This is a genomic window from Paenibacillus sp. LHD-38 (assembly GCF_031157315.1).
Classification (GTDB): domain Bacteria; phylum Bacillota; class Bacilli; order Paenibacillales; family Paenibacillaceae; genus Pristimantibacillus.
Genome location: NZ_JAVIFU010000016.1, coordinates 89,736 through 113,388, shown reverse-complemented (window position 1 = coordinate 113,388; position 23,653 = coordinate 89,736). Strand labels below are relative to the sequence as shown.

The 23,653-nt window shown below is 48.5% G+C and carries 23 protein-coding genes; 5 read left to right on the top strand and 18 right to left on the bottom strand.

The genetic code is table 11. The features are described from left to right. Window positions 1–2: 2 nt before the first annotated feature. From RCO25_RS15690 to RCO25_RS15635, 12 genes are all read right to left on the bottom strand, one after another. Window positions 3–383: an arsenate reductase family protein gene (locus tag RCO25_RS15690; RefSeq protein ID WP_308997083.1), complete on the bottom strand. Its 381-nt coding sequence runs from the start codon at window positions 381–383 to the stop codon at window positions 3–5. Between the two features lie 36 nt (window positions 384–419). Next, window positions 420–1,382 carry an RluA family pseudouridine synthase gene (locus RCO25_RS15685; protein ID WP_308997082.1) on the bottom strand — a complete coding sequence of 321 codons (963 nt, stop codon included), beginning with the start codon at window positions 1,380–1,382 and terminating at the stop codon, window positions 420–422. Then, window positions 1,379–1,951: a cob(I)yrinic acid a,c-diamide adenosyltransferase gene (locus RCO25_RS15680; protein ID WP_308997081.1), complete on the bottom strand. Its 573-nt coding sequence runs from the start codon at window positions 1,949–1,951 to the stop codon at window positions 1,379–1,381. Before RCO25_RS15680 ends, RCO25_RS15685 begins: the two co-directional genes overlap by 4 nt. A 104-nt stretch (window positions 1,952–2,055) precedes the next feature. Beyond that, window positions 2,056–3,276 (bottom strand): aminotransferase class I/II-fold pyridoxal phosphate-dependent enzyme, encoded by a 1,221-nt coding sequence (locus RCO25_RS15675; RefSeq protein ID WP_308997080.1) that lies wholly within the window; start codon window positions 3,274–3,276, stop codon window positions 2,056–2,058. A 15-nt stretch (window positions 3,277–3,291) separates the two neighbouring features. Beyond that, complete coding sequence (locus tag RCO25_RS15670; RefSeq protein ID WP_056640011.1) at window positions 3,292–3,783, bottom strand: Lrp/AsnC family transcriptional regulator; 492 nt, start codon at window positions 3,781–3,783, stop codon at window positions 3,292–3,294. A gap of 268 nt (window positions 3,784–4,051) precedes the next feature. Beyond that, complete coding sequence (locus RCO25_RS15665; protein WP_308997079.1) at window positions 4,052–4,453, bottom strand: spore coat protein; 402 nt, start codon at window positions 4,451–4,453, stop codon at window positions 4,052–4,054. 34 nt (window positions 4,454–4,487) lie between these two features. After that, the gene (locus tag RCO25_RS15660) at window positions 4,488–4,712 is read right to left on the bottom strand and encodes a hypothetical protein (protein ID WP_308997078.1); all 225 of its coding nucleotides are present in this window, start codon (window positions 4,710–4,712) and stop codon (window positions 4,488–4,490) included. 92 nt (window positions 4,713–4,804) lie between these two features. Further along, window positions 4,805–5,977, bottom strand: a complete 1,173-nt coding sequence (locus RCO25_RS15655; RefSeq protein ID WP_308997077.1) for a Ger(x)C family spore germination protein — start codon at window positions 5,975–5,977, stop codon at window positions 4,805–4,807. After that, the gene (locus tag RCO25_RS15650; RefSeq protein ID WP_308997076.1) at window positions 5,977–7,440 is read right to left on the bottom strand and encodes a spore germination protein; all 1,464 of its coding nucleotides are present in this window, start codon (window positions 7,438–7,440) and stop codon (window positions 5,977–5,979) included. Before RCO25_RS15650 ends, RCO25_RS15655 begins: the two co-directional genes overlap by 1 nt. Further along, complete coding sequence (locus RCO25_RS15645; RefSeq protein ID WP_308997075.1) at window positions 7,437–8,564, bottom strand: GerAB/ArcD/ProY family transporter; 1,128 nt, start codon at window positions 8,562–8,564, stop codon at window positions 7,437–7,439. The genes RCO25_RS15650 and RCO25_RS15645 overlap by 4 nt, the downstream gene beginning before the upstream one ends. A 116-nt stretch (window positions 8,565–8,680) precedes the next feature. Beyond that, complete coding sequence (locus tag RCO25_RS15640; protein ID WP_308997074.1) at window positions 8,681–9,346, bottom strand: DUF2642 domain-containing protein; 666 nt, start codon at window positions 9,344–9,346, stop codon at window positions 8,681–8,683. Window positions 9,347–9,419: 73 nt separating this feature from the next. Then, on the bottom strand, window positions 9,420–10,187 hold the full coding sequence (locus RCO25_RS15635) for a DUF2642 domain-containing protein (RefSeq protein ID WP_308997073.1): 768 nt from the start codon (window positions 10,185–10,187) through the stop codon (window positions 9,420–9,422). Between the two features lie 244 nt (window positions 10,188–10,431). Here RCO25_RS15635 and RCO25_RS15630 point away from each other — a divergent pair, with 244 nt between their 5' ends. Further along, a complete protein-coding gene (locus tag RCO25_RS15630; RefSeq protein ID WP_308997072.1) occupies window positions 10,432–10,749 on the top strand; it encodes a hypothetical protein in 318 nt (105 codons plus the stop codon). 97 nt (window positions 10,750–10,846) lie between these two features. Then, window positions 10,847–11,917, top strand: a complete 1,071-nt coding sequence (locus tag RCO25_RS15625) for a CotH kinase family protein (protein WP_308997071.1) — start codon at window positions 10,847–10,849, stop codon at window positions 11,915–11,917. 18 nt (window positions 11,918–11,935) lie between these two features. Here RCO25_RS15625 and cysK read toward each other — a convergent pair whose 3' ends face one another. The 5 genes from cysK to RCO25_RS15600 form a co-directional block, all read right to left on the bottom strand. Then, window positions 11,936–12,853, bottom strand: a complete 918-nt coding sequence (gene cysK, locus RCO25_RS15620; protein ID WP_308997070.1) for a cysteine synthase A — start codon at window positions 12,851–12,853, stop codon at window positions 11,936–11,938. A gap of 24 nt (window positions 12,854–12,877) precedes the next feature. Beyond that, window positions 12,878–14,077 carry an MFS transporter gene (locus tag RCO25_RS15615; RefSeq protein WP_308997069.1) on the bottom strand — a complete coding sequence of 400 codons (1,200 nt, stop codon included), beginning with the start codon at window positions 14,075–14,077 and terminating at the stop codon, window positions 12,878–12,880. Window positions 14,078–14,206: 129 nt separating this feature from the next. Then, a complete protein-coding gene (locus tag RCO25_RS15610; RefSeq protein WP_308997068.1) occupies window positions 14,207–14,830 on the bottom strand; it encodes a hypothetical protein in 624 nt (207 codons plus the stop codon). 112 nt (window positions 14,831–14,942) lie between these two features. Beyond that, window positions 14,943–15,365 carry a DUF350 domain-containing protein gene (locus tag RCO25_RS15605; protein ID WP_308997067.1) on the bottom strand — a complete coding sequence of 141 codons (423 nt, stop codon included), beginning with the start codon at window positions 15,363–15,365 and terminating at the stop codon, window positions 14,943–14,945. 50 nt (window positions 15,366–15,415) lie between these two features. After that, window positions 15,416–17,782 carry an endonuclease MutS2 gene (locus tag RCO25_RS15600; protein ID WP_308997066.1) on the bottom strand — a complete coding sequence of 789 codons (2,367 nt, stop codon included), beginning with the start codon at window positions 17,780–17,782 and terminating at the stop codon, window positions 15,416–15,418. Between the two features lie 201 nt (window positions 17,783–17,983). On the opposite strand from RCO25_RS15600, the gene RCO25_RS15595 reads away from it, so the two are divergent. The 3 genes from RCO25_RS15595 (at window position 17,984) to RCO25_RS15585 (ending at window position 19,834) form a co-directional block, all read left to right on the top strand. Further along, complete coding sequence (locus tag RCO25_RS15595) at window positions 17,984–18,343, top strand: phage holin family protein (protein WP_308997065.1); 360 nt, start codon at window positions 17,984–17,986, stop codon at window positions 18,341–18,343. 210 nt (window positions 18,344–18,553) lie between these two features. Beyond that, window positions 18,554–18,940 carry a cupredoxin domain-containing protein gene (locus RCO25_RS15590; RefSeq protein ID WP_308997064.1) on the top strand — a complete coding sequence of 129 codons (387 nt, stop codon included), beginning with the start codon at window positions 18,554–18,556 and terminating at the stop codon, window positions 18,938–18,940. 213 nt (window positions 18,941–19,153) lie between these two features. Next, entirely contained in the window at window positions 19,154–19,834 is a 681-nt protein-coding gene (locus RCO25_RS15585; RefSeq protein ID WP_308997063.1) for an SDR family NAD(P)-dependent oxidoreductase, read from the top strand. 91 nt (window positions 19,835–19,925) lie between these two features. On the opposite strand, the gene RCO25_RS15580 is transcribed toward RCO25_RS15585, so the two are convergent. Then, window positions 19,926–23,621 carry a hypothetical protein gene (locus RCO25_RS15580; RefSeq protein ID WP_308997062.1) on the bottom strand — a complete coding sequence of 1,232 codons (3,696 nt, stop codon included), beginning with the start codon at window positions 23,619–23,621 and terminating at the stop codon, window positions 19,926–19,928. Between the last annotated feature and the right edge of the window lie 32 nt (window positions 23,622–23,653).

Sequence of the window (23,653 nt, the reverse complement as noted above, 5' to 3'; positions counted from 1 at the left end):
ATTCACCCTTTTCCGTTGTTCCAAACTTGTTCGTATTGCTCTTCCTTATAGCCTACCGTAACGGTTTGTCCGTCCGTTACGATTGGACGCTTAATCAGCATTCCGTTTGATGCAAGCAACGCGTATTTCTCATCTTCTGACATAGAAGCCAGCTTGTCCTTCAAGCCAAGCTCCCTATAAACTTCGCCCGATGTATTGAAAAACTTCTTCAGCTCCATTCCGCTGTTCGCAACAATCACCTTCAACTCCTCGGCTGTAGGCGTTTGTTCAACGATATCGCGGGATACGACGTCATTCCCTTTGTTTTTCAGCGATTTAAGCGCTGTTTTGCATGTACTGCATTTAGGATATTGAATGATGGTTAATTGCTTTTGCTTTGTCATCGTGATGAATCCTCCAATAGGTATGTGACCAATTCGCTATCCTTCCGACAGCTTCTGCTCTAATAATTCAAGCTCAGGCGGCAGTGATGCCTGCCATTCCATCCATTGTTTCGTGAGCGGATGCGTGAATCCAAGAATCTCAGCATGCAGCGCTTGTCGACCGACCGTACTTTCCCAGTCCTCAACTGACCCTTCCTCAGGACCATACATCTTATCTCCGACAAGCGGACAGCCTATATGCTTCATATGAACGCGAATTTGATGCGTCCTGCCCGTTTCCAGCTTTAAGCGAACGGCAGCTGCGGCTGGCTTGCCCGGGGAAGATCCAAAACTTGATATGGTCTCATAATGAGTAATAGACGGATAGCCCTCAGGCGTGACTATTCGAATATGAGGCTGGTCTGGATTCCGGTCAATCGGCGCATTCACAGTGCCTTGCGCTGGCACGGGGCTTCCGTAAACATAAGCGCGGTAGAGCTTCAAAAAACCGTTCGCCTGCATTTGCTCTGATAGCTGTTGATGTACGTAAGATGTTTTCGCAATCGCAACCAATCCTGAGGTTTCCTCATCAAGGCGGTGAACAGGCCTAAAGCGCACACGCTCCCCCATTTCCTGCCAGTGATACACGACCCCGTTTGCAAGCGTGCCCGTGTAATGCCCGTGTGTAGGATGGACGATCATACCTGCAGGCTTATTGATAATGAGAAGATCCTCGTCTTCGAAAACGATTTGTATGGGGATAGGTTGAGGCAAAATATCCTCGGAAACCTCCCGCTCCATGCGTACGCGTATGATATCGCCGGCGGCAACGGGAGCGGTTGTATAAGCACGGACTTCGTTCACCGTAAGCCCATGCTCCGTCAGCTTCACCTGCGACAACAGCTTGCGCGACACGCCAAGCTGCCGCTCAAGTACTGTTCGCACCGTTTTCCCATGCTCCGCGTCGCGAACAACAGCGACTAACGGCCGATAATATAATTGCTCTAAAAGATCTGTCATTTCTTTGGTTTCCGGAACACTTCCGCGCTTCGAATATATTCAATATCCGGAACGCCAAGCTTCGCATTGGCTACTCTTGCAGCCGCGAAGAAAAAATCGGACAGGCGGTTTAAATACGTTAGTACCTCTTGGTTAATGGGATGCTCGGCAGCAAGCGTGACAACGCGTCGTTCTGCTCGGCGGCATACCGTTCTACATACATGCAGCTGCGCGGAAACCGAACTTCCGCCCGGCAAAATGAATTTCGTAATTTCCGGCGCTTCCGTTACATATTGATCAATCCAATTTTCCAGCCGTTCAGCCGGCTCTGCCGAGATTTTTAAAGGAGCACCCTCTACGGCATAGGCAAGATCCGAACCGCAGTCGAACAGCTCCTGCCCAATGTCGATGAGCAAAGCCGCCATTTCCGCAAGTTCCTCATGCTTATCCGCTTCTGCCGCTGCTAAGCCAACAAAGCAATTGAGCTCATCAATCGTGCCATAAGCCTCAACACGCGCGTCGTCCTTCCGCACCCTCCCGCCAATCAAGGATGTCTGACCGCTGTCTCCCGTTTTTGTATATAATTTCAACCTTCTCAGCCTCCTCATGCATCTAATACTGGTTAATCATGCAAACAGCAGGCCGGATATTCTCCTGACCTGCTGCTCGTGAAAGTGAAGTAACGTGTTCCTGGTTACCCTTGCTGCTTTAAGCGATCTACAAAACCGCCAATTCGGTCTAAAGCTTCGGTTAGATTAGTAACGGAAGTTGCATAAGAACAGCGAAGATGGCCTTCGCCTCCGAGACCAAACACATCGCCCGGCACCGCCGCTACATTCGCTTCATCCAGCAGACGCTGTGCGAATTGTTCGCTCGTCAAGCCCGTTGATACGATCGAAGGGAAAGCGTAAAACGCCCCTTGCGGCTCATGACACTCGAGCCCGATATCACGAAAGCCCTTCACGACGAGACGTCGGCGCTGGTTGTACGCCTCAACCATACGGTCCTTCTCTTCCAAGCCATGCTGAAGCGCTTCAAGCGCCGCATACTGTGCCATGATTGGCGCGCACATTACCGTATATTGGTGAATTTTGAGCATCGCTGCAATAAGATCGGGATGGCCGCATGCATAACCCATTCGCCAGCCAGTCATGGCAAAGGCTTTGGAGAAGCCGCTGACAAGGATCGTTCGATCCTTCATGCCGGGCATACCGGCAAAGCTTACATGCTTCGAGCCGTAAGTAAGCTCGGCATATATTTCATCCGAGATTACGATAAGATCGTTTTCTTCCACAAGCTTCGCGATAGGCAGCCAATCCTCATAGGTCATGGTTCCGCCAGTCGGATTGCTTGGGTAACATAATATAAGTACTTTCGATTTCGGCGTAATAACCGCTTGCAGCGCTTCTGCCTTAAGCTTAAACTCATCCTTGGCAAAGGTTTCGATACCTACCGGCTTGCCGCCAGTAAGCGCGGTAATCGGCGAATACGAAATATAACAAGGCTCTGGAATCAAGATTTCATCGCCGGGCGCAATGAAAGCGCGCAGCGCAAGATCGATTGCTTCACTGCCGCCAACCGTAACCAAAATTTCGTTTGCAGGGTTATACTCCACGGCAAATTGATCATTTAAGTACTGACCAATCGCTTCGCGCAGCTCAGGCATACCCGCATTCGATGTGTATTGGGTTTTGCCTGTTTCCAGCGCGTATACGGCGGCTTCCCTTACATGCCATGGCGTCACAAAATCGGGCTCGCCGACCCCTAGCGTAATCACGTCCTTGCGCGTGCTGACCAAATCAAAAAACCGACGGATACCCGACGGTTTAATGTCCCGAACGAGCGGGGACAAATAATCGGCCATCGATTGACGCCGCACAGGTGTGGAGGGATGTTTTTCTTCGTCTTTAATCATTGCCATCACCCTTTTTTACGGCGAAACCATCAACCGATGATCACCTTCATGCTCCTCGAAGATAATGCCGTCTTGTTTGTATTTTTTCAATATAAAAAATGTTTTGGTCGATAATACCGCATCGATCGGCGATAATTTATTCGATACAAAAGAGGCGACCTCTTTTAAGTTTTTCCCCTCAACCTCAACTAACAAATCGTAGGCACCGGACATCAAGTAAACCGATTTTACCTCCGGATATAAATAAATGCGCTCGGCGATTCCTTCGAATCCGCGACCGCGTTCTGGTGTAATTTGTACCTCGATTAGTGCTGTTACCTTTTGGTCATCGATCTTGCTCCAGTTCACAACTGTTGCGTATTTCACGATGATATGGTCATTCTCAAGCTCGGCGATCGCTTGCTTCACTTCCTCAGTCGGTACGGCCAGCATGGTTGCGATCAACTCTGCATCCCTTCGCGCGTCTTCCTTCAGCAGTTCAAGCACTTTCAACTGTAATTCGGTCATTGTATAACTCCTTCCAGTACGACTGCGATTATAAAGAATATTTTACAACGTTTTTGAATCCCGTGCAATCAATGCCTAAGGCTGAAGCCTATATTAAAGCTGCTTCCGACCCCCAAGCAAGGGTAAATAAACTTGCCTTATTGATCGTTAACTTGCCGTTCTTGCTATGTAAAAGAACAAGCGTAAACGGCTGACACCGTCCTTGGCGGCAAAATCTCGTTTCTCGGTGAAATATAAGATTTAAATAAAAAAGACCCCAAAGGGGTCTTTACATGTAATACGGTTGACCGTTTTGCTGCTGGCCGGACTGCTGATGCATATTCGGCGTATACATGGTTTGTCTCTGCTGCTGCCCGCCAAGCGTTTGCTGCAAAAACTGATTCGTTTTTTGCTTTGTTTGCTGATATTCCTTCGCTTGCTTATCAAGCTCTTGACGGAGCGCCGGCGATGAAACATTATACATATTCGCTTGCTGCATCGCTTGGAACAACTGCCCCTGAAGCGCCAAAGTGCTGTCTGTTAGTTTCGTGAAGAGCTGGCGAATATCCGGACAGGTTGACTCCGTTGCGGCCGTGACGTATTCACGAACAACTCTTTTTAAATCAGCCAGGATCGAGCTCGCCAAATCCTCTTCCGACAAAATCGATTGCATTTGTTGCTGCTGATACATAGCGTGTTACCTCCTAAGCGTTAGTTGGATATCCTTATTGCTGCGGCTGCGTTGGAGCCATCTGCTGGTGATGCGATATCGCATGCAGCAAAGAATCATAATGCTGTTGATGCGTTTGTATCATTTGCGAGCATAAATTGGTTAGAGCCGGAGTAGTGCCTGTTGCTACTAATGCTGCACATTGCTTAATTAACAAGTCCTCGTTGGACATAGAGTCTGCAATGTACTCCAGCTCTTTCGCTGTCATTGGCTGAATCATAAGTCATCCTCCTTATTTCGGTACTGGCTTGCTATTCGCATGCTAATCCATTTTTTTCGTGCCAAACGTATTATGAGCTATATTTCCTTTATTTATGTACCTTCACCGAGTTCAAAATTGCCGGAATGGATCAAATTAAATTTGACCTGGATTTTCAGCTGATTAGGCTTTGGTTTCCAGTCCTCTCCCTTGCAGTTTTGCTTCCAGTACGCTAGGTGATAGCGGTACAGATGATGCTCCAGCTGGAATAAATCCATTCCTTTGGCTTGGCCCTTGCGATAGGTTTCCTCGATCTGCTGTTTAACCCGGTCTTCCATCGATGCGACCAGCTCGGCCTCACTCAAAGTGCCGCGCATTTCATCAACCTGGCCTTTCATACTGACCTGCAGTGAAAAATCGACCTCTCCGTCTTTGATGCTTGCCTTAACCTTGCTCTTGGAAGAATCGACCGCCACACTCGCCCTGCCTTCCTTGCCGATCGCTTCAAATAAGTAATGATGGAACACGGGATTGACCCATCGCAAGCCCGAAGCGTCTGATTCCGTCATAAAACCGAGATAATCAAGCTCTCTATACACAAAAATGCCATCATATAGTTGAATATTGAGCGGCTGCTTCTTTCTTTTCCAATAATCCTTATTTGCAGTCAGTGCGGGTAAGGTCGTCGTCATGGCCGGCTCCTTCAATGTCTGCACGGCGAGCTGCATCGCGTAGGGACGAATAAAACTTCTTTGACTGTTAAGCGAAAATGGCGAATACATAATGCTGTTGAGAGGTGATTGATCAAAAAAAGTATCGGTTGTAAAAATATTTTCGATTGTTCCTCTTGTTCCGAACATCAATGAAGTATACCGCGACGCCCGCTGACGGTTAAGCCCGTCCATAATGTCCCGCATTTTAAACATGGCTCTCTCCTGCACGACAACGGTTTTCAAATGCTCCAAGCTAAGTATGGCTTGTCCTGCCTGGGTTAAATCATTCAGCGCAAGCAGAATGGAATCGCCTTCGCCTTTACCGATCCACACCGGACTCGGATCAGGCTGCACAGTTTCCGTTTTTGCGATGAGTCCGAATTTGATCATTTGGGCATAAACGATGTAATGGCCTTCCGAGTAATCAATGCCAAGGGATGAAATATAGCTCACATCCTCTAAATTGATTTCATCCCAGCATCCCTCAAGCAGCAAAGAGCTGAACATCAACCCGATCAACGCCGCCCTTTTCCAAACAAAATTGCGCCGCTTAGCCAGCCATGCAGAAGCCATTACTTATCCCTCCTTCCGCTTCGAAGCTTCCAGGGCATTTGCAACAGCGCAGGAATCAATTGCTTGAAGCGCAGCGGCGCAAGCGGCTCTAGATAGGAGCGTCCAAACGATTCCAGCGTGCATAAGTAAATTATGACCGCGAAGGTTCCCACAAAGAAACCAAAAATCCCAAGCACCGATGAACAAATAAGAATCAGATAACGAATAATGCTCACCGATCCGCTTAAAGACTGATTGACGAGCGTAAACGTTGACACTGCGGTAACCGCGGCCATGACGAGCATGGTCGGGGAAGTCATTCCCGCACGAATCGCTGCGTCCCCGACAATTAATCCGCCAACGACCGAAACCGTTTGTCCAACCGCTCTCGGCAGCCTGACCCCCGCCTCGCGGAAAAGCTCAAACATAGTGAGCATCATGAACATTTCCATCGTCGAGGACAGCGGTAAGCCGATTCTAGAAATGGTTATCGTCGCGAGCAGCGAAAACGGAATTTGATCGGTATTGAATGCCGACAGCGCAATCCAAAAACCTGGCAGGCACATAGACAGAACGAGTCCGACAACTCTAAGCAGCCTCTCCAGTGATACGTAATAATACGGTAAATGCGCATCCTCCGGCGATTTAATAAGCAGCAGTAAAGTTCCTGGCGCAATAAGGGCCGACGGCGAGCCATCCATTAAGATGGCTACCTTGCCCTGCATCAGGGACTGAACGACATAGTCGGGGCGTCCTACATATTCGATAAGCGGAAATAAGGATAAACGGCGATCCGACAACAGCTCCTCCAGCTGGCTTCCCCCGTTCATTGAAGGGATATCGATTCGGCTCAGCCTTCTTCTCGCTTCATTTACAAGCTCAACATCAGCAATGCCCTCCATATAGATCAAAGCGATTTCCGTTAAAGACTCTCTTCCGATACGATTATATTCCACATGCATATCCGGCGTTCGAAGCCGCTTGCGAACTAAGGCGACATTCGTCGCCAGCTGCTCGACAAAGCCGTCGCGAGGCCCTCTTACCGATACCTCCATCGTTGATTCCTCTGGGCTTCTGCCAGGTTGATCCGCAATATCGAACTCATATAACCCAACCAGATTTTCAAACGACAAAATAACGCTGCCCGCAAAAAGCCGCGCGTACAAATTGCTTCCATTCGGCCCATGTTTTATCCTGCTGAATAACATGCTGGGCCTATGGATATCAGTCTCGTCCACTTTTGGAATTGCTCTAAGCTGCTCTGCCCATTTTTCCAACTGCGGAAGCAGGCCTAATTGCATTTGTTGATTATCGATTAATCCTTCGCAATAAAACAAGATGACCTTTAAAGGCCCGTGTACGTCTAAGGTGAGCTCATATTCAATCACGTCATGGCAGCCCTTCAGATTGGATCTGAATTGCTGTAACGTCATGTCGCTGCTGCCTTGTTGTTCATGACCTTCGTATCGGTCTTCGTGGTTCATGACTGCTCTGCCTCCTCGGAGCCGCTTATGACAATACGCTTGTTTTTGTCTTTTTCCCTCTTAAACGAGGATATTAGCCAAAGGATGCTGATTACCGCAAAAATAATTAGCCCAACGTATTGAAAATAAATGGCCAAAAGATGTTTGAATTGAAGCATATGGTTAATGCCGAAGCTCGAGACAATTAATATGAACAAACCGATGGCGGTCGGTGAAATCCATTTTCTTTTCAAACGCCGCATAGGTCCAAACTCAGACAAGATATGAATCGAAACAGCTAATCGGACAAGCGCCCCGGACATCCATTGAAAAATCGCAAAAAAATCAACATGCTCGAAGTATTTGCCAATCGAGACCAGCCGCCATTGCAAGAAAGCCGGATAACGCATCTTCTCGGCTTCCGCGGGACCAAATTCCGAGATAGCCCCCATTACGGGTCCAAGAGTCAACAATGCCAAAAACATGACGAGAATTATAAAATGCCACCGTTTGAACTTCCCTTTCATATGATGCTGGATGAACAGGAGTCCAAACAGCTCGCAAGAGGAGGTTAGCGTAAACAAAATACCTTTCAAGACGGGATTCAACCCATTCTCAAGCATTGGCAATAAGTAATGATAATCCTTATGAGGCATATTTGCGGACATGACAAAATCGCCGAGCAGTACGACAAACGGCAATAAAATGCAGCTAACGTAGGCAATCGTCCGAAGCCCTGAGATCGAAGCAAATAAGCATAATCCAAGGAATACCGCGCAGACCACAATCGAGGGGGTATTCGGCAAATAAGTGGTTGCGGTCCAAGAGGCCGTCATAATAAGCGTCTCAAGTGCTGTGCATAATTGAACAAATAATAATATCCCTAATATGAGTAAGGCCAGCAAGCGAGGAAAATAGCCATAAAGCCATTTGTCGACGGGTTTCCCGTCCATTCGCTTTAAGATCCCGTATATCGGAAACACGGCCCAAGGCAGTATAATCACAAGCTCTGCAAGCACAGAAATCCATGCGTCTCTTCTCGCGGCATCCAGCAGCAAAGGGACAACGAGCACATGGTTGACGAGACCCACTGACAAAATCATCATAAACATCGTGGGTAATATACCGAATGGCTTTATTTTCATTACCAATCACTTCCTTACAAAATAATGTTTCCCGTTACGCGCATCAAAATGCATCTTAATTTAAATAAAAAAATATGCTCACGCCGGTAAGGGGCGATGAGCATATTTATCTCTGATTAAGGGATATGAACCGTCTTCACATGGTCAAAATGCAAGAAAACGGCATTTCCGCTGGCGTTAGCAAGCTCGATCATATTTTGATCCACGCTTTTCAGAACACCGATTTTATTCGAATTTTCGCCTAAATCAAGCACGACAAATTCACCAATTAGTTTGCGCAGTTGTTGATCGAAGGTTCTAGCCAGTGTAAGCGGGGAAGGTCTTAGAGGAAATTGCTCTGGTGTTAAGGTGTATGGTGTTAGGTTCGGATGATAAGGAATCAAATATTTCATATGATGCAGCGAAACAATAACCGTATGATAGACGGGGGAATAGAAAACAAAAAAATCATTCATTACCGTAGTTAGATAGCCATGGATCGATTGATTTCCCGTAATATAAATTTCAGAGAACATGCCTTTGGCATTCATTAATATTTTGCGGTAGGAGACAGGATCGTTATAGGGTTCAAAGGGCATTTCCGGAGCATCGTACTTTTCTTCTTCTCGTGTGGAAACACGGAGCTGCTGTAGATGAATGAGCGGTATATATAAAAATTGCGTCCCATTATGGAGCACTAATATATCTTGACCAAATTCGATCAATTTACCTCGTATAGGCGCTACTTTTCCTGAAATCTCCAATTCGACCTGCCGGTCCAGCAGCGGATGACGGTTTTTCATGCGATCAACCTCCTTTCATCCGATTAGGTTGTAGAGCCAGGCAAAGGTCAAGACCTTCGCCTGGCTAAATCTATTAACCTTTTTTAATCGAACGACGTGTCAGATTGGTAGCTTTAACGGATGCTGCAGTTGCACGGCTTTTGCCGCCGCTGCGGTTGCCTTGTGTTTTATTTTTGTTATCGTTTTTGTTGTCGTTTTTGTTGTCATTTTTGTTATCGTTTTTGTTGCCGCCAGAGCGGTTACCGCCAGCTGCTTGAATCGTTTTGATATGATCTTTCTGGATTTGTATTGCTTCTTTGCCAGCTACCAGAAGGACAAAATCGTCTCCTACTTTCGCAATAAAGCCTTCAACTTTCTCCGGTCCGCCCGAGTTAATTTGTACGAATTGTTCATTAAACGAACGAATGACACCATCGAAGTTTCTCGCTTTTACGAAGTCGTGGTCACGGCGTCCGCTTTTGTTTCCGCTTTTGTTTCCACTTTTGTTGCCACTTTTATTGCCGCTTTTGTTGCCCCCGCTTTTGCCGTTAGTCTCTGTGATACTCTTAACATGGCTAGTTGCGACATAAACGACACCTTCTCTCGTTTTTACTACAAGGTAATCGCTTTTTACGGCAAGAAGCTTGCCTTGAATAGAACTTGGTCCGCCGCGGTTGATTTTAACGTTTTTGCCTACTAAACTATGAAGAAAATCATCATTTTGACCGTTGCTTCGGTGGCTCTTGTGACTCTTGTGGTTGTTGTTCATATCAGATTGACCAGCAACATAATGATAGTTACAGCAGTAATTCATAAAAAAAATCCCTCCGATAATTTCATTAGTAGTTTTCAAGATTTTCATAAAACCGACGTGTTGACAGTGTCACCAGCATCATCTGCTCTTTGCTCTGCATCCCTCCAATATTTAATTCACTACATCTATCATGAGGAGCGTTATGTAATATAATTATATGTATCCCCTATCGCAGTGGTACTAGATTAGTATCTATTTCTTAAAGAATGAGCAACTACCCGTTACGAGTAGTAGGGTCTGGACATAGGTTATAGTAGCTTCAAAAGTATCCCTATAATAGGAGGCAAATGAATTGGCCCAAAATAAAAAACGCAAGCAAAAGCAAAACGCAAAAGCAAGCAAGGTAGAAGAGCTTAAGAGCGGCAGCCGTTCGAAAGGTACGGTTTCTCAAGGAAATCGCACACAAGGGAATGTATCTAGCGGTAATCTTTCTGCAGGTAATCTTACTAGCGGCAATCGTACAGGAGGAAACCTTACTGGCGGCAATCAAACGAACGGCAGCTTATCGGAAGGCAGCACTCCATTTGATTATTCATCATACTTGCTGCTTGAAGCGCCCGACCAGCAGCAACAGCAGCCCAGCTTTGTATGGGAAATCAAGCTTCCCTAAATAGCTGTGACCATCTGGGCATAAGCCGAATACAGTAATAAGATCAAAAGCCTATCGTCTAACGGTAGGCTTATCTTTTGCCTCGGGAGATGGTTAGATGGCTGCTGAAAACCTGCCTGTGCGTACGATTCGCATAAATGATTCAGACTTTCAAGAAATTAAGGACAACGCCTGGGGTCGTTCCTTCAAGCCCGCTGAGCTCGAGACGGACGGTGAAACCTATAAAGCGGAATTTGGTTTGCGGGGAGGCCATACGCGTAACTACTCCAAAAAATCATACGAAGTTCGGCTTAAAAACGGCAAAACGCTGCATTGGAATGCTGAATACGATGACCCGTCAATGATGCGAAACGCGCTTTCCTTTTACTTCTTTAATGAAATAGGAGTACCTTCACCTCAAACGAATCACTTCTGGCTGATCATAAATGGCATTCCGCAGGGCGTGTATTTGGAAATTGAAGCGGTTGATAAGCTTTTTTTCGAGAAAAGAGGGATTGGATACCGATCACTTCTATACGCCGTCAATGACAGCGCCGATTTCAGCCTAATTGACCCTGTCTCCAAGGCTAAGAAGACCTCGCTATTCGATGGCTACGAACTGATGAAGGGAAAAACGGGGACCAAGAGCAGGCTTGTATCATTCGTGCGTAATTTGAATCGTATGTCTGGAAAAAAGCTGGGCGTACACACCGTCAGGCGACTTGATGTTTCTCAATATCTATTATGGCTTGCCGGTGCTGTATTAACGGGGAATTATGATGGATTTGATCAAAACTACGCCCTGTATGAGCATAGTGCAAGCGGCAAATATCGTATTATTCCATGGGATTACGAGGGAACCTGGGGGCGAAATTGTTACGGTAAGCCATGCGGCAGCGATCTCGTTAGGCTGCAAGGCTATAATACTTTGACAAAGAAGCTCTTTACTTTTCCAGCCTGCCGTCGAAAGTATAGATCTATCATCAAAAGGTTACTGCAATCCGCTTTTACTGCGGAAAAGCTGAAACCTGTTATTTCCAGCATGCATGAAAGGCTGTCGCCCGCCATTCGCGGCGATTATACCCGCAAGGCAAGCTATGATACCTTTTTGTCGGAGCCGTCCTTTATTCATACGTATATTGAAGAAAGGCGAGAATTATTGCAGCATTCGCTGCGGGAGTGGGTTTAACCACTCCCCGCAGCCTGTTCAAAATATATCCATGCTCATATAACGCTCACCCGTATCCGGAGCGATGCACAGTACCCGCTTACCAGTTCCCAGCCGCTTTGCGATTTGCATGGCTGCCCAAACGGAAGCACCTGATGACGGACCAAGCAGTAATCCTTCCTTGGTGGCGAGCGCTCGCATCGTCGTCAAGGCATGCTCATCGGATACTTGAATAATTTCGTCATAGATGGACGTATTGAGAATGGCAGGCACAAAGCCAGGACTTGTTCCGACCAGCTTATGCGGTCCAGGCGCGCCGCCCGATAATACAGGAGAGCCTTGGGGCTCTACAACCGCTACATATAATTGCGGCAATGCTTCCTTAAGCGCCTCTCCTGTACCGGTTATCGTACCGCCGGTGCCCGCGGTAGCGACAAAGGCATCAAGCTTCCCGTCTACTTGCTCCATAATTTCGATCGCAGTCGTCAATCTGTGAATTTCCGGATTTGCATGATTTTCGAATTGATTGGGAATATAGCTGCCTGGATGCAGTTTCCGAAGCTCCTCCGCCTTGCGGATGGCGCCTGGCATTCTCTCCGCTGCTGGCGTCAATACGACCTCGGCACCGTATGCCTGAAGCAGCTTTATACGCTCTGCAGTCATATTGTCCGGCATAATCAAAATCATCTTGTAGCCTCTGGCTGCTGCATTCATAGCTAACCCAATTCCGGTATTGCCGCTCGTCGGTTCAATAATCGTATCGCCGGGATTGATTAAGCCTCGCTTCTCTGCATCGTTTATGAGCGAAAATGCTGCCCGATCCTTTACGCTTCCGCTTGGGTTAAAGCGCTCAAGCTTGACGCATACTTCGGCGCTGCCTTCCTCCGGAAGCCGGTTCAGCCTAACGACCGGAGTATTTCCGATTAACTGCGTAATATCTGTAACGATTCTTGGCATCTCTTGTCCTCCTTTCTGTCCGTGTTAAGCCTGCTGCTCTACCAAAAACGGCCTAATAAACCACCAGCCTGCTATCGGAACGATTCCTACTGAAAATAGCAGCCATGTAATCGCAACCGTGGAATGATTCAGCGGCAGTACAATGAGATAGGACGACAAACCAATGACTCTGCCCAGCACGAGTCCTGCCTCGCGAAGGACGATAAACTCCTCCCGCTCCCGGGCGCTTTCTTCGGATTGCCCGATTAAGTCAAATACTCTGGAAGTCATCGGTATAATGTAGAGCGGCATGAAAAGTGATGTTCCTATTCCGAACATCAGCAGCGTCGTATAGGTTACCTTCCAAAACAGCGGTAATATAACGATCGCAATCATAATGACACCAATCAGCATCGCCAGCTTGCGATTGTTTTTTTTAAGCATTTTACCAACAATCCAGAAGCTGATTAAGGCAACGAGCGAGGTTATGAGCGAGAAGGTCCCCAGCTTGCTCTCGTTTTGAGTGGCCACGTAAACCGTAAGGCCGACCAGAAACATAAAAACCCCTTCACGCACGCCTTGCGCCGCAATAGCGGGAAACATGCGGCGCCAAGGATTCCCTTTCTGCATGAGCTGCTGTATGCCATGCTTCCAATTGTAAATGCCCTCGGCATGCCGCTTCTTCAGCCAGAAACTCAAAACTACGCTGACCGAGAAAATAACGAGCGATATCGTGAAAATAAGCCGATATCCCTTTTCTCCCTGCATCGATGTAATGAGCAAGCCTGAAACCCAAGGCGCTACAATGCCAGCGGCCGAACCCAGCAAGCCCGCCCAGCCGTTATAGCGATCACGGTTATCCGGATCGGTTACTTCAAAATAAACAACGTTGAAAGCAATCCAAAAAAAACCAAGCGCAATCCCGTTCAAAATGCCGAGCGGCAAGTAATATACTTTTGCCTGCGTGCCCAAAAGCAGAACGGTGCAATAAAAAATGCCTGATAAAATAATCCCAACCCGCAGGCTGTTCATTTTGTTATGCTCTTTCACCCATTTGCCAGCAACATAGAAGGTTAATCCACTCATGACATAATGCCCCATCGTGAACCATCCGATCAATGTATAAGACTGGCTTGCTTTCCACAAATAGACCGGAACGAATGTCCCGGACAGCGCATTCGCAACGCCGTAAAGAGCTTGTACTAAGAGCAATAGAACAGCTTGTCGATCCAAGGTTTTTGCCAAAACGATTCCTCCTGCCGCAGGATAGAGGCAAGGCTTCCAAGCCTGTCTATCCCTTCATTTATCAGAATTACGTTTTGTAAGGTTCCCTTTTTGACAGCAGCCCATGCCCGTCCAATTTATCCAATGCGTCTACTCGTTTGGCGTTAAACGTTTGATCATTTGCTCCCGGTCGCTTTGGCTTAGCAAAGAGGACGTGTGGTAGCAAGCAGGGCAAACGTAAAGCAGCAGCTTAAAAGGAGTCGTTAGTACCGGTCCGCCGAGTGAAGGTGCGATTCTAGACTCAAATTGCTGCTCGCCAAACCGCTGTTCCCCTGCCTCAACCATATAGGAGCGGCATACCGGACATTCCGGCACTTCATCCTGATCATCAAGCACGCGCTGCACGGTCTCTTCTACAGCAAACCGCGAAGTATCGGCACTTCGGTAACCATCGCCCTGCTCCAGCCAGCGTTTATGGTTCGGATCATCGGAATAGTCTTCCTCCGCTTCTTCTTCCAGCTCATCCTCTGACCATTCATCCTGTTTGGATGCGGAGCCGGATTGCTTCGCTGCTCTATGTGAATCATTGATTTTTAAGGCATGAACTGATCTTTCATACTCGTCAGCTTCTACTTCTTCTTCATCGTAACCAAGCTCTATCGTACGATAAGCACTGAGTTCATTATCGCAATGCGGACAATGCGACTCCGGGCCGATCTCTTCATCCCATACGATTTCCGTTAAACACCAAGGGCAAATCAAATGCTCTTCCATTGTTTGTCTTCTCCTCTAATGGTTCATTAAATAAACGACACCAAATGCAAAAAATAAAATAGCGACGACGACCAAAACTCTCCATAAATATTTCAAAATGGCTTCCCCCGGATTAAATAATGACCGTTGCTCCGATGACATAGGACAGCGATACCGAAATAATCATCGCAATGAGCCCTACCGCGCGATTATCGCGGGCAATTTCATCGTCAATTCGGAATACAGGCGTTAGAAATTCGAATAAAAAATAAGCGGCCATCAAAATGATAAAACCGAAAGCGCCCCAAATCAGGCTTTGATAAACCGAATCATTGGATTCAATCGAGAATCTAAAAATATTACATATCCCGAAAATTTTACCGCTTGTCGCCATAGCAACGGCGACATTCCCTTTCTTGATCTCGCTCCAGCATTTATATCTCGTTACGAGCTCAAAACAGGATAAAAATACAATAAGAGACAACACGGTAACCGATACATAAACGAGTGAGGCAGCATACGGATTGCTAAGCAGCTTGTCGACTTCATTACTCATTCAACGATCCCCCCATCACCTTGCGATCTCCTTGGCGCGGCGGCTGCGTGCTATTTTAGCTCCGCAACTGTCACGCCTACGCCGCCCTCGCCATAATTTCCGAGTCTAAAGCTTTTTACGTGGCTGTGTTTACGCAAGTATTGCTGTATCCCCGTCCGGAGCACTCCCGTACCTTTGCCGTGGATAATTGCAACTTGCGCTAAGCCTGACAAAAAGGCTTCATCCAGAAACCGATCGACTTCGAGAATCGCTTCTTCCAAATTTTCGCCGCGGAGATCAAGCTCCATTTTGAAATTCTCTTCTTTGGAGCGTTTAAGGCTTGCTGCCTGCTTTGGCTGCTGCGTTTTTGCGGATGATGCTCCTTTAATCAGCTCCAAATCATCCAGCGCTACCTTCATTTTCATAATGCCAAGTTGAACCGTAGCATCCGTACCGTGAATTTCCACGACGGTGCCCTTTTGATTCAAGCTGTACACCGTTACTTCGTCGCCGGCTTCAATCTTTGCCGTTTTTGGCGCGGTTTTCGTGCCGCCCCGTTTGGTCTTCAACTGCTCAGGCGCTGCTTCATCCAGCTTGCGGCGCGCTTCAATAAGCTTATGCTCCTTGACCGAAGCGCCCTCTTCCATGGCAAGCTTGCGTAAATCTGCAATTATTTGCTCAGCTTCGCGTTTTGCTTTCGCGACAGCTTCGCGCGCCTCATCCTGTGCTTTGAGCAAGAGCTTTTCCTTTTGTTCCTCGAACCGCAATCGTTCAGCCTCATGGCGAGTTCTGAGCGTCTCCATCTCGCGGCGAAGCGTTTCCGCCGTTTGGCGTTCCGTTTCAGCGCCTAACCGGTTCTCTTCAAGCGAGGCAATCATATTATCGACCCGTTGGTCTTCTTCGCTTACCTCGCCTCTTGCATGTTCGATAATCGATCGTGCAAGGCCTAGCCGCTCCGCAATCGCAAACGCGTTACTGCGTCCCGGCACTCCGACAAGCAAACGATAGGTTGGACTGAGTGTCGCAACATCGAATTCCATGCTCGCATTAATTACGCCTTTTCGATTATAAGCATATGCTTTAAGCTCGCTATAATGCGTAGTCGCTACGATGCGGCTTTCCATTGCATGCACATGCTCAAGTATTGCTATCGCAAGCGCTGAGCCTTCGGCTGGATCCGTTCCTGCCCCGAGCTCATCCAGCAGCACTAAGCTTTTGGAGGTCATCGTGCCAAGAATGCGAATGATGTTCTTCAAATGGCTGGAGAAAGTGCTTAAGCTTTGCTCAATGCTTTGCTCATCGCCGATATCTGCATAGATCGCATCAAAGACACAAAGCTGGCTACCGTCCTCAGCCGGCACAAATAAACCCGACATCGCCATCAAGCTGAGCAGCCCAATTGTTTTTAAGGATACGGTTTTACCGCCCGTATTCGGGCCCGTAACGATAATCGCGGTATATTGATTGCCCAGCTCTACGTCGATGGGAACAACCAGGTCAGCGGAAATGAGCGGATGACGGCCCCGCTTCAGCTTTAGAAAGCCTCTGTCATTCATGCGCGGCAGCGTAGCTTTCATGCCGTGGGCAAGACGTGCCTTTGCATAAGCAAAATCAATTTGCCCGAGCAAATCCAAGTTGAAAATGAGATCCTCAACGTAATCCGATGCCAAAGCGGTAAGCTTCTGCAATATTTTCTCGATTTCCCGCAGCTCGCCCGCTTTCAGCTCCCGCAGCTTATTGTTCATTGCAACAATCGCTTCAGGTTCGATGAACAGCGTTGCGCCGGATCCCGATTGGTCATGCACGATACCGCCAAAATGAGAGCGGTATTCCTGCTTAACCGGAATAACATATCTGTCGTTGCGCAGCGTTACGATGGAGTCCTGCAGCATTTTTTGCACGGAAGATGAACGGATCATTTGATCCATCTTCTCGCGAATGCGCGATTCCCCGTTCCGCAGCTCGCGTCTAATCGAGGCTAAAGCGGCGCTCGCACTGTCCATGACCTCGGCTTGATCGTCAATACATTCAAAAATCGCATCCTCCAGCTGCTTATGCTCGCTAATCTGTTCGGCAATATCATGCAGCATTGGAATAGGATTATCTTCATGCAAAACACTGATATGCTTCTTGACACGGCGTCCGCCGCGGGAAGTGGCCGCAATATTTAGCAGCTCCTCCGGATTAAGCGTCCCGCCGATACGCGCGCGGTGAAGCGGAGCGGTAATGTCAACGACGCCTCCAAACGGCGCACTGCCTTTCAGCCGGTCAGCCGTATAGGCTTCATCGGTAGCCTGCAAAATTTTCTTAACCGCTTCCAAGTCTGTAACAGGCTGAAGCGACTCCGCTATCGCCTTACCGAGCGACGTAGCCGCATGCTGCGACAATCTATGTATGATTTTAGGAAATTCAAGTGTCGTCAAAATTTTAGTGTCCAACAAATAACACTCCTCTCGCCTTACTATTATAGCCGAACCGCGGCGCTGATGCACGAATTCGAGCCACGTTTCATACATAAATGATGCACAGTTGGTCACAATATAAACGAACGAGCCGTCTTACGATGTAATTTTCGCAATACATGACGAAAAGAAACTGCCTGACAGTTTCCTTCGTAAAACTTAAGGAGGGTTTGTGCAATGACTTTTTTGGGACATGTGGTACGATTTATTGTAGCTGCGCTTGTGTTAATGCTTGTCGGGTTTATTGTTCCCGAGTTTAGCGTCGGTGGCTTCTGGAGCGCCTTTTTTCTCGCTCTTGTTATCGCCGCGCTTGGCTGGATTATTGAAGGTATATTTGGCAAAAGGGTTACGCCCTTCGGTCGCGGTATCGTCGGCTTTATCGCCAGCGCAGCCGTCATATGGATCGCTCAGTTTATTGTCGGAGGCGTAAACGTTACGCTGCTCGGCGCGATATTGGCTGCTTTAGTTATCGGGATCATCGACCTCTTCATTCCGGTCAGCACCCCGTATGAAGCAGGCAGACGCGATCGCGATTAATAAATGCTCCAGCAATGATAGCCCTTGATAACCTGAAGAAGGCGATCAAGGGCTTCTTGCTGCATTACCTTGGTTTTCTTCATAGTAAATTCACAGCTTCTTCAATAGTTTGACATATGCAGTCACTGTTTTTAATGAGAAGTTAAGTTACAATATAGAGGACTCGGCTAAGCAAGCAAAGCCGGATATTTGAAAGGGGAAGCACTGCACATGAAAAAATGGTTACTATTCGCAAGCGCAATAAGCCTAGTATTCGTTATTGCCGCATGCGGCGCGAACACTACAAAAGAAGACAACAAGGAAGCCAGCACAACTACCGCAGACAGCGGAGCAGCATCCTCGGATCTTGTAATCACAGCATCTAACTGGAAGTTCGATCAGAAGGAATATAAAATCAAAGCTGGAGAAACAATTAATCTAAAGCTTGATTCTGTTGACGGTATGCACGGTTTGCAGATTAAGAATACGGATTACGAAGTTGATAACGGCAAAACAGTCCCAGTCAGCATCAGTGAGCCAGGAAGCTACGAAATGGTATGCATGGTTCCTTGCGGCGCGGGACACCGTGAAATGAAAGCAACGCTTGTGGTTGAATAACGATTACGCGAAAGCACAGAAAGGCTGATCTGAAGGTCGATTTAGACCTTCAGATCAGCTTTTTTTATAGTCAAGATACATATCATTTTATTTTTAGCAAATATCATTTTTATTTACCTTTCGACTAAAAAAGTCTGATAGCTATTTCTCTTCCCCTACCGCTCAGCCTCTGATAAGATATTCACAAAACGAACAGCGAATGGAGGAATCGTGATGGGTATCCTACAAAATCGAGTCGCCATTATTAGCGGAGCTGGTACGGGACTTGGGCGCGCAGCATCGATCTCTTTTGCGGCCTCAGGTGCGGATGTCGTGCTGCTTGGAAGGCGAATGGAAAAATTAGAGGAAACCGCTGCGCTCGTCAAGGCAAAGTCGCAAAAGGATGCCCTGATTCTGCAAACGGATGTTTCCGAGGAGCAGCAGGTGCTGGATGCCGTATCAGCAGTAATCGCGCATTTGGGCCGAATCGATATTATATTGAATAACGCCGCCGTGTTCGAATCCGGTACTGTGCTTGAGCTGACCTCCGACGAGTGGCAAAACCAAATTTCAACGAATTTAACAGGACCTTTTCTGCTTACGAAGGCCGTACTTCCGGTCATGCGCAAAGCAAAATACGGACGAATTATTAATATAACCTCTGGACTGTCATGGAACGGAGCAGGCGGCTATGCGGCTTACAGCGCGGCCAAGGCTGGTCTTGAATCGCTAACGCGCACGCTCGCGGGCGAGGAGCATGAGCACGGCATACTTGCTAACCTGTATAACCCGGGAACGCTTCGCACTGAAATGCATGCAACCGGCAAAGATCCGGCCATTGTAACGCCCGACCTGATTCGTTTAGCCAGCCTGCCGGCGGGCGGTCCTACGGGGACAATCGTTTCATACGGTTAATGCATTCCAAGAATAATGGATCAACAAAAAACCGCTGTAACAAGCCAGGCGTTTGCCTTGCTCGTTACAGCGGTTTTTTTATAATTGCGCGCTAGCTATGCTCGATGAGCTCAATCCACTCGTTATATTCGGTTTGCAGCTTCGAATATTCATTCTTCAGCTTGTGATGCTGCTCTAGCAAGTCAGCATGATCCTCCGCCAGCCTCTCAGCGGAGCGCGTAGCCTCATCACGCTCATAAGAGAGCGACTCTAATGCGCTGGCTGCCTGATCACGCTCATTCGCAAGCTGCTCTGCCTTGCGCGCTGCTTCTTCTCGCTCCCTTGCAAGCCTGGTCGCACGCTCGCTCAGCTCTTCCTTCAACTCGAAGGCTGCCGCTGCTTCTTGCATCGCTTGTTCAAGCCGCTCACGCATTAAGCTTTCCTCTGTTTCCTGCATTTTCTTCTCTTGCTCAAGTCGGCTGGCTTCAGATGCTGTCAGCTCCGCGAATTCCTGCTGCTCCTGAAGCTGTATGCCCAGCTCCTTTTCACGGGCCGCTGCCGCTTCCAGCTGCTGCGCCGCAATCCGCTCGCGAGCAGCTATCCACTCGAGCTGCTCGGTCAGCTCCTGCTCTCTAACCTTCTGCTTCTCCAGCTCTGCCTTGTAGGTTTGCTCGCTATCCGCGGCGGAAGTAGCAATTTGTTCGATTTTGTCGAGCTGCGCTTGCAGCTTCTGAAGCATCGTCTCATAGTCATGCTGCTGCTGCAGAAGCAGCTCCTCGTGATTCGCAGTCAGCTGCTTCACATGCTCGTCATGCTCAGATGCCAATTGCTGCAGAAGCTCCTCGCGCTCCTCAGCCAGTTGCTTCCGTTCTTCTTCCTGCATAGCCGCCAGCGCAATGTAACGCTCCTCGTATTGGTCGACCAGCTGCTCGGAACGCGCTGCCTGCTGAACGGCAAATGCCTTGGATTGCTCTTCATACTCACCGGCGAGCTGCTTGTTCTGCTCTTCGTACTGAACAGCCTGCTCAAGAAGCTGCTCCTCATATCGATCAACAAGCTCCTTGCTGCGGACTTCGTATTCAGCCGCTTTCAGCTTCAATTGCTCCTCATACTCGCGAGCAAGCCGTTTATTCTCCTCTTCGTTCTGTATTGCCTGCTCAAGGAGCTGTTCCTCATACTGCTCAACAAGTCGTTTCGACTGTTCTTCAGCCTCAGCTGCATCCAGCTTAGCTTTTTCCTCATATTGCCGGGCAAGCTGTTTGTTCTGCTCCTCGAGCTGTACGGCTTGCTCAAGCAGCTGTTCCTCATACTGCTCAACAAGTCGTTTCGACTGTTCTTCAGCCTCAGCTGCATCCAGCTTAGCTTTTTCCTCATATTGCAGGGCAAGCTGTTTGTTCTGCTCCTCGAGCTGTACGGCTTGCTCAAGCAGCTGATCCTCATACTGCTCAACAAGTCGTTTCGACTGTTCTTCAGCCTCAGATGCATCCAGCTTAGCTTTTTCCTCATATTGCCGGGCAAGCTGTTTGTTCTGCTCCTCGAGCTGTACGGCTTGCTCAAGCAGCTGCTCCTCATACTGCTCAACAAGTCGTTTCGACTGTTCTTCAGCCTCAGCTGCATCCAGCTTAGCTTTTTCCTCATATTGTAGGGCAAGCTGTTTGTTCTGCTCCTCGAGCTGTACGGCTTGCTCAAGCAGCTGATCCTCATACTGCTCAACAAGTCGTTTCGACTGTTCTTCAGCCTCAGCTGCATCCAGCTTAGCTTTTTCCTCATATTGCCGGGCAAGCTGTTTGTTCTGCTCCTCATATGTATCAGCAAGCTTCCTGTCATGCTCCTCATGCTCAGCCGCTTGCTGCCTGATTTGCGTCTCATACTCATGCACGAGCTGTTTGTTTTGTTCTTCATATTGCACGGCTTGCTCGAGCAGCTGCTCTTCATATTGGCTGACCAATTGTTTCTTTTGTTCCTCGTGTCCGGCCGCAAGCGCCATGCTGCTAGCCTCCCGCTCAGCTGCCAGCTGAGCATAACGTTCGTTGCTCTCCGCAGACAGCTGTTTAAACAACTCATCATTTTCTGCTTCTACGACCCTCAGCTGTGTCTCGTGCTCCTGACGCAGCGATTTAACAAGTTCATGCTTCTCTTCTTCCAGCGCCTGCAATTGCTGCTCATGCTCCTCATGCAGCAAGTCCCGCTGCCGCTCAAGCTCAGTACGCAGTCTATTTTGGAACTCATCCCTCAGCTGCTGCTCCTTAAGCTCTTTCTCTTCAAGCTCAAGCTGCAGCTGAAGCTGCTGCTCCTCTTGCTGCTTTTGCAGCTCTTCCAGCTGAAGAAGCGTCAGTCCCTGCTGCTGCTCCCGCTCCTGCGCGTCTTTCAGACGCTGCTGCAGATCCGTAGCCCGTTTGTCCGCAGCGGACACGTGGCTCCGCTCATGGGCAAGCTTTTGCTCCAGCTCTTGGATCTGAGCGGCAGCTTCGCTCCTATTCTCCTGCAGCTCCTGAATCTGGCGTATCGTTTCGTTCAGCTCGGTTTGAACGAGCTGTACTTCGCTCTCTTTCTCGTTTAAGCTGCTCTCCAGCTGAGCAAACGAGGTTCTTGAGGCTTCCTCCTGCTCCATCGCCTGAACGAGCTGCTCATCCGCCACAGAAATCCGTTGCTCGAGCCCTTGCTTATCCTCCGCCCAGCCTTGCTGAATCTCCGCAATTTGCGCTTGCAGCCTGCTGCGCTCCTCTAACCAGCCGTTTCTGCGGCGCTCCAGGTCGGCACGGAAAACCTGCTCCGCTTTTGCTGCTTCAGCCTTCCAGTTCTGCTCCCGCTCCTCGCTTTGGCGGGCAAGCTCCAATTGCGAGGTCTCGGCATGGGCAAGCCAGCTTAGCTCCCGCTCATCCCACTTGCTCTGCCAGCTGCCTGCCAGCTCGGTAAGCTCTGACTCTTTTTCCTCCTTGATGGTTAAAAGCGAGGCTTCATGCTCTTGAATCAATGCTTTCAGCTGCTCATCCTTATCCTGTCTAAGCGCAGCTAGTTCATTTTGCTTCACGCTTTCGAGCTCCGAAAGCTGTATCTCCTTCTCAAGCTCCAGCTCCATCTGCAGGTTATCCTTGGCTTCTTTCAGCTCCAAGAGCTCGGCTTCCCTTTGTTTTTGCAGCTCGGCAAGCTCTGAATCCTTCCGGTTTTGCAGCTCCGCTAGCTCCGATTCCTTCGAACTGCGAAGCTCGGCCAGTTGGGCTTCTAGCAAGCGCTTTAGCTCGTTCAGCTCAGAATCCTTCTTGGACTGGATCTGTGCCAGCTGTTCATCCTTCTTAGCGCGCAGCGCGGCAAGCCGCTCCGCGTTTTCCTCAGTAAGCCTTACTATCGCTTCCTCCTGCGCCTTCATGGCTTCCGCGGCGGCAGCTTGCTCCGCAGCGGACTGCTCTGCGGCAAGGGCCAGCATCTCGGCCATCTCAGCTTCCGCTGCTGCTTTCGCTTTCTGCAGCTGCTCACTCGCCATGCGCTTCGTCTCCGCCAATTCTGCCTGCAGCGTGACGGCCTGCTCGCCGATCTGCTCCAGCTCTCTAATCAGCAGGTTTAGCTTAGCTTCCTCTTCGAGAAGTCTGGCGTTATCACGTCTCAGCCGAAAAACTTCCTCCGTTATTTGCACAGCGGAGAGTACAGCCAGCTTCGGCATATCAAGGCGTGGATAGCCCTTGGCTAGCTTTTTCATGCTTTCGTCGATTGCTGCCGCAACCCTTTTCATATATTCCACATTGGAATGACCTTTTAATTTATATTGAACTCCATATATATCAACCGTAACAACCGTATTTTCAGCATCCATTAAGGCGAATCCTCCTATTGTACAAGTAGAGC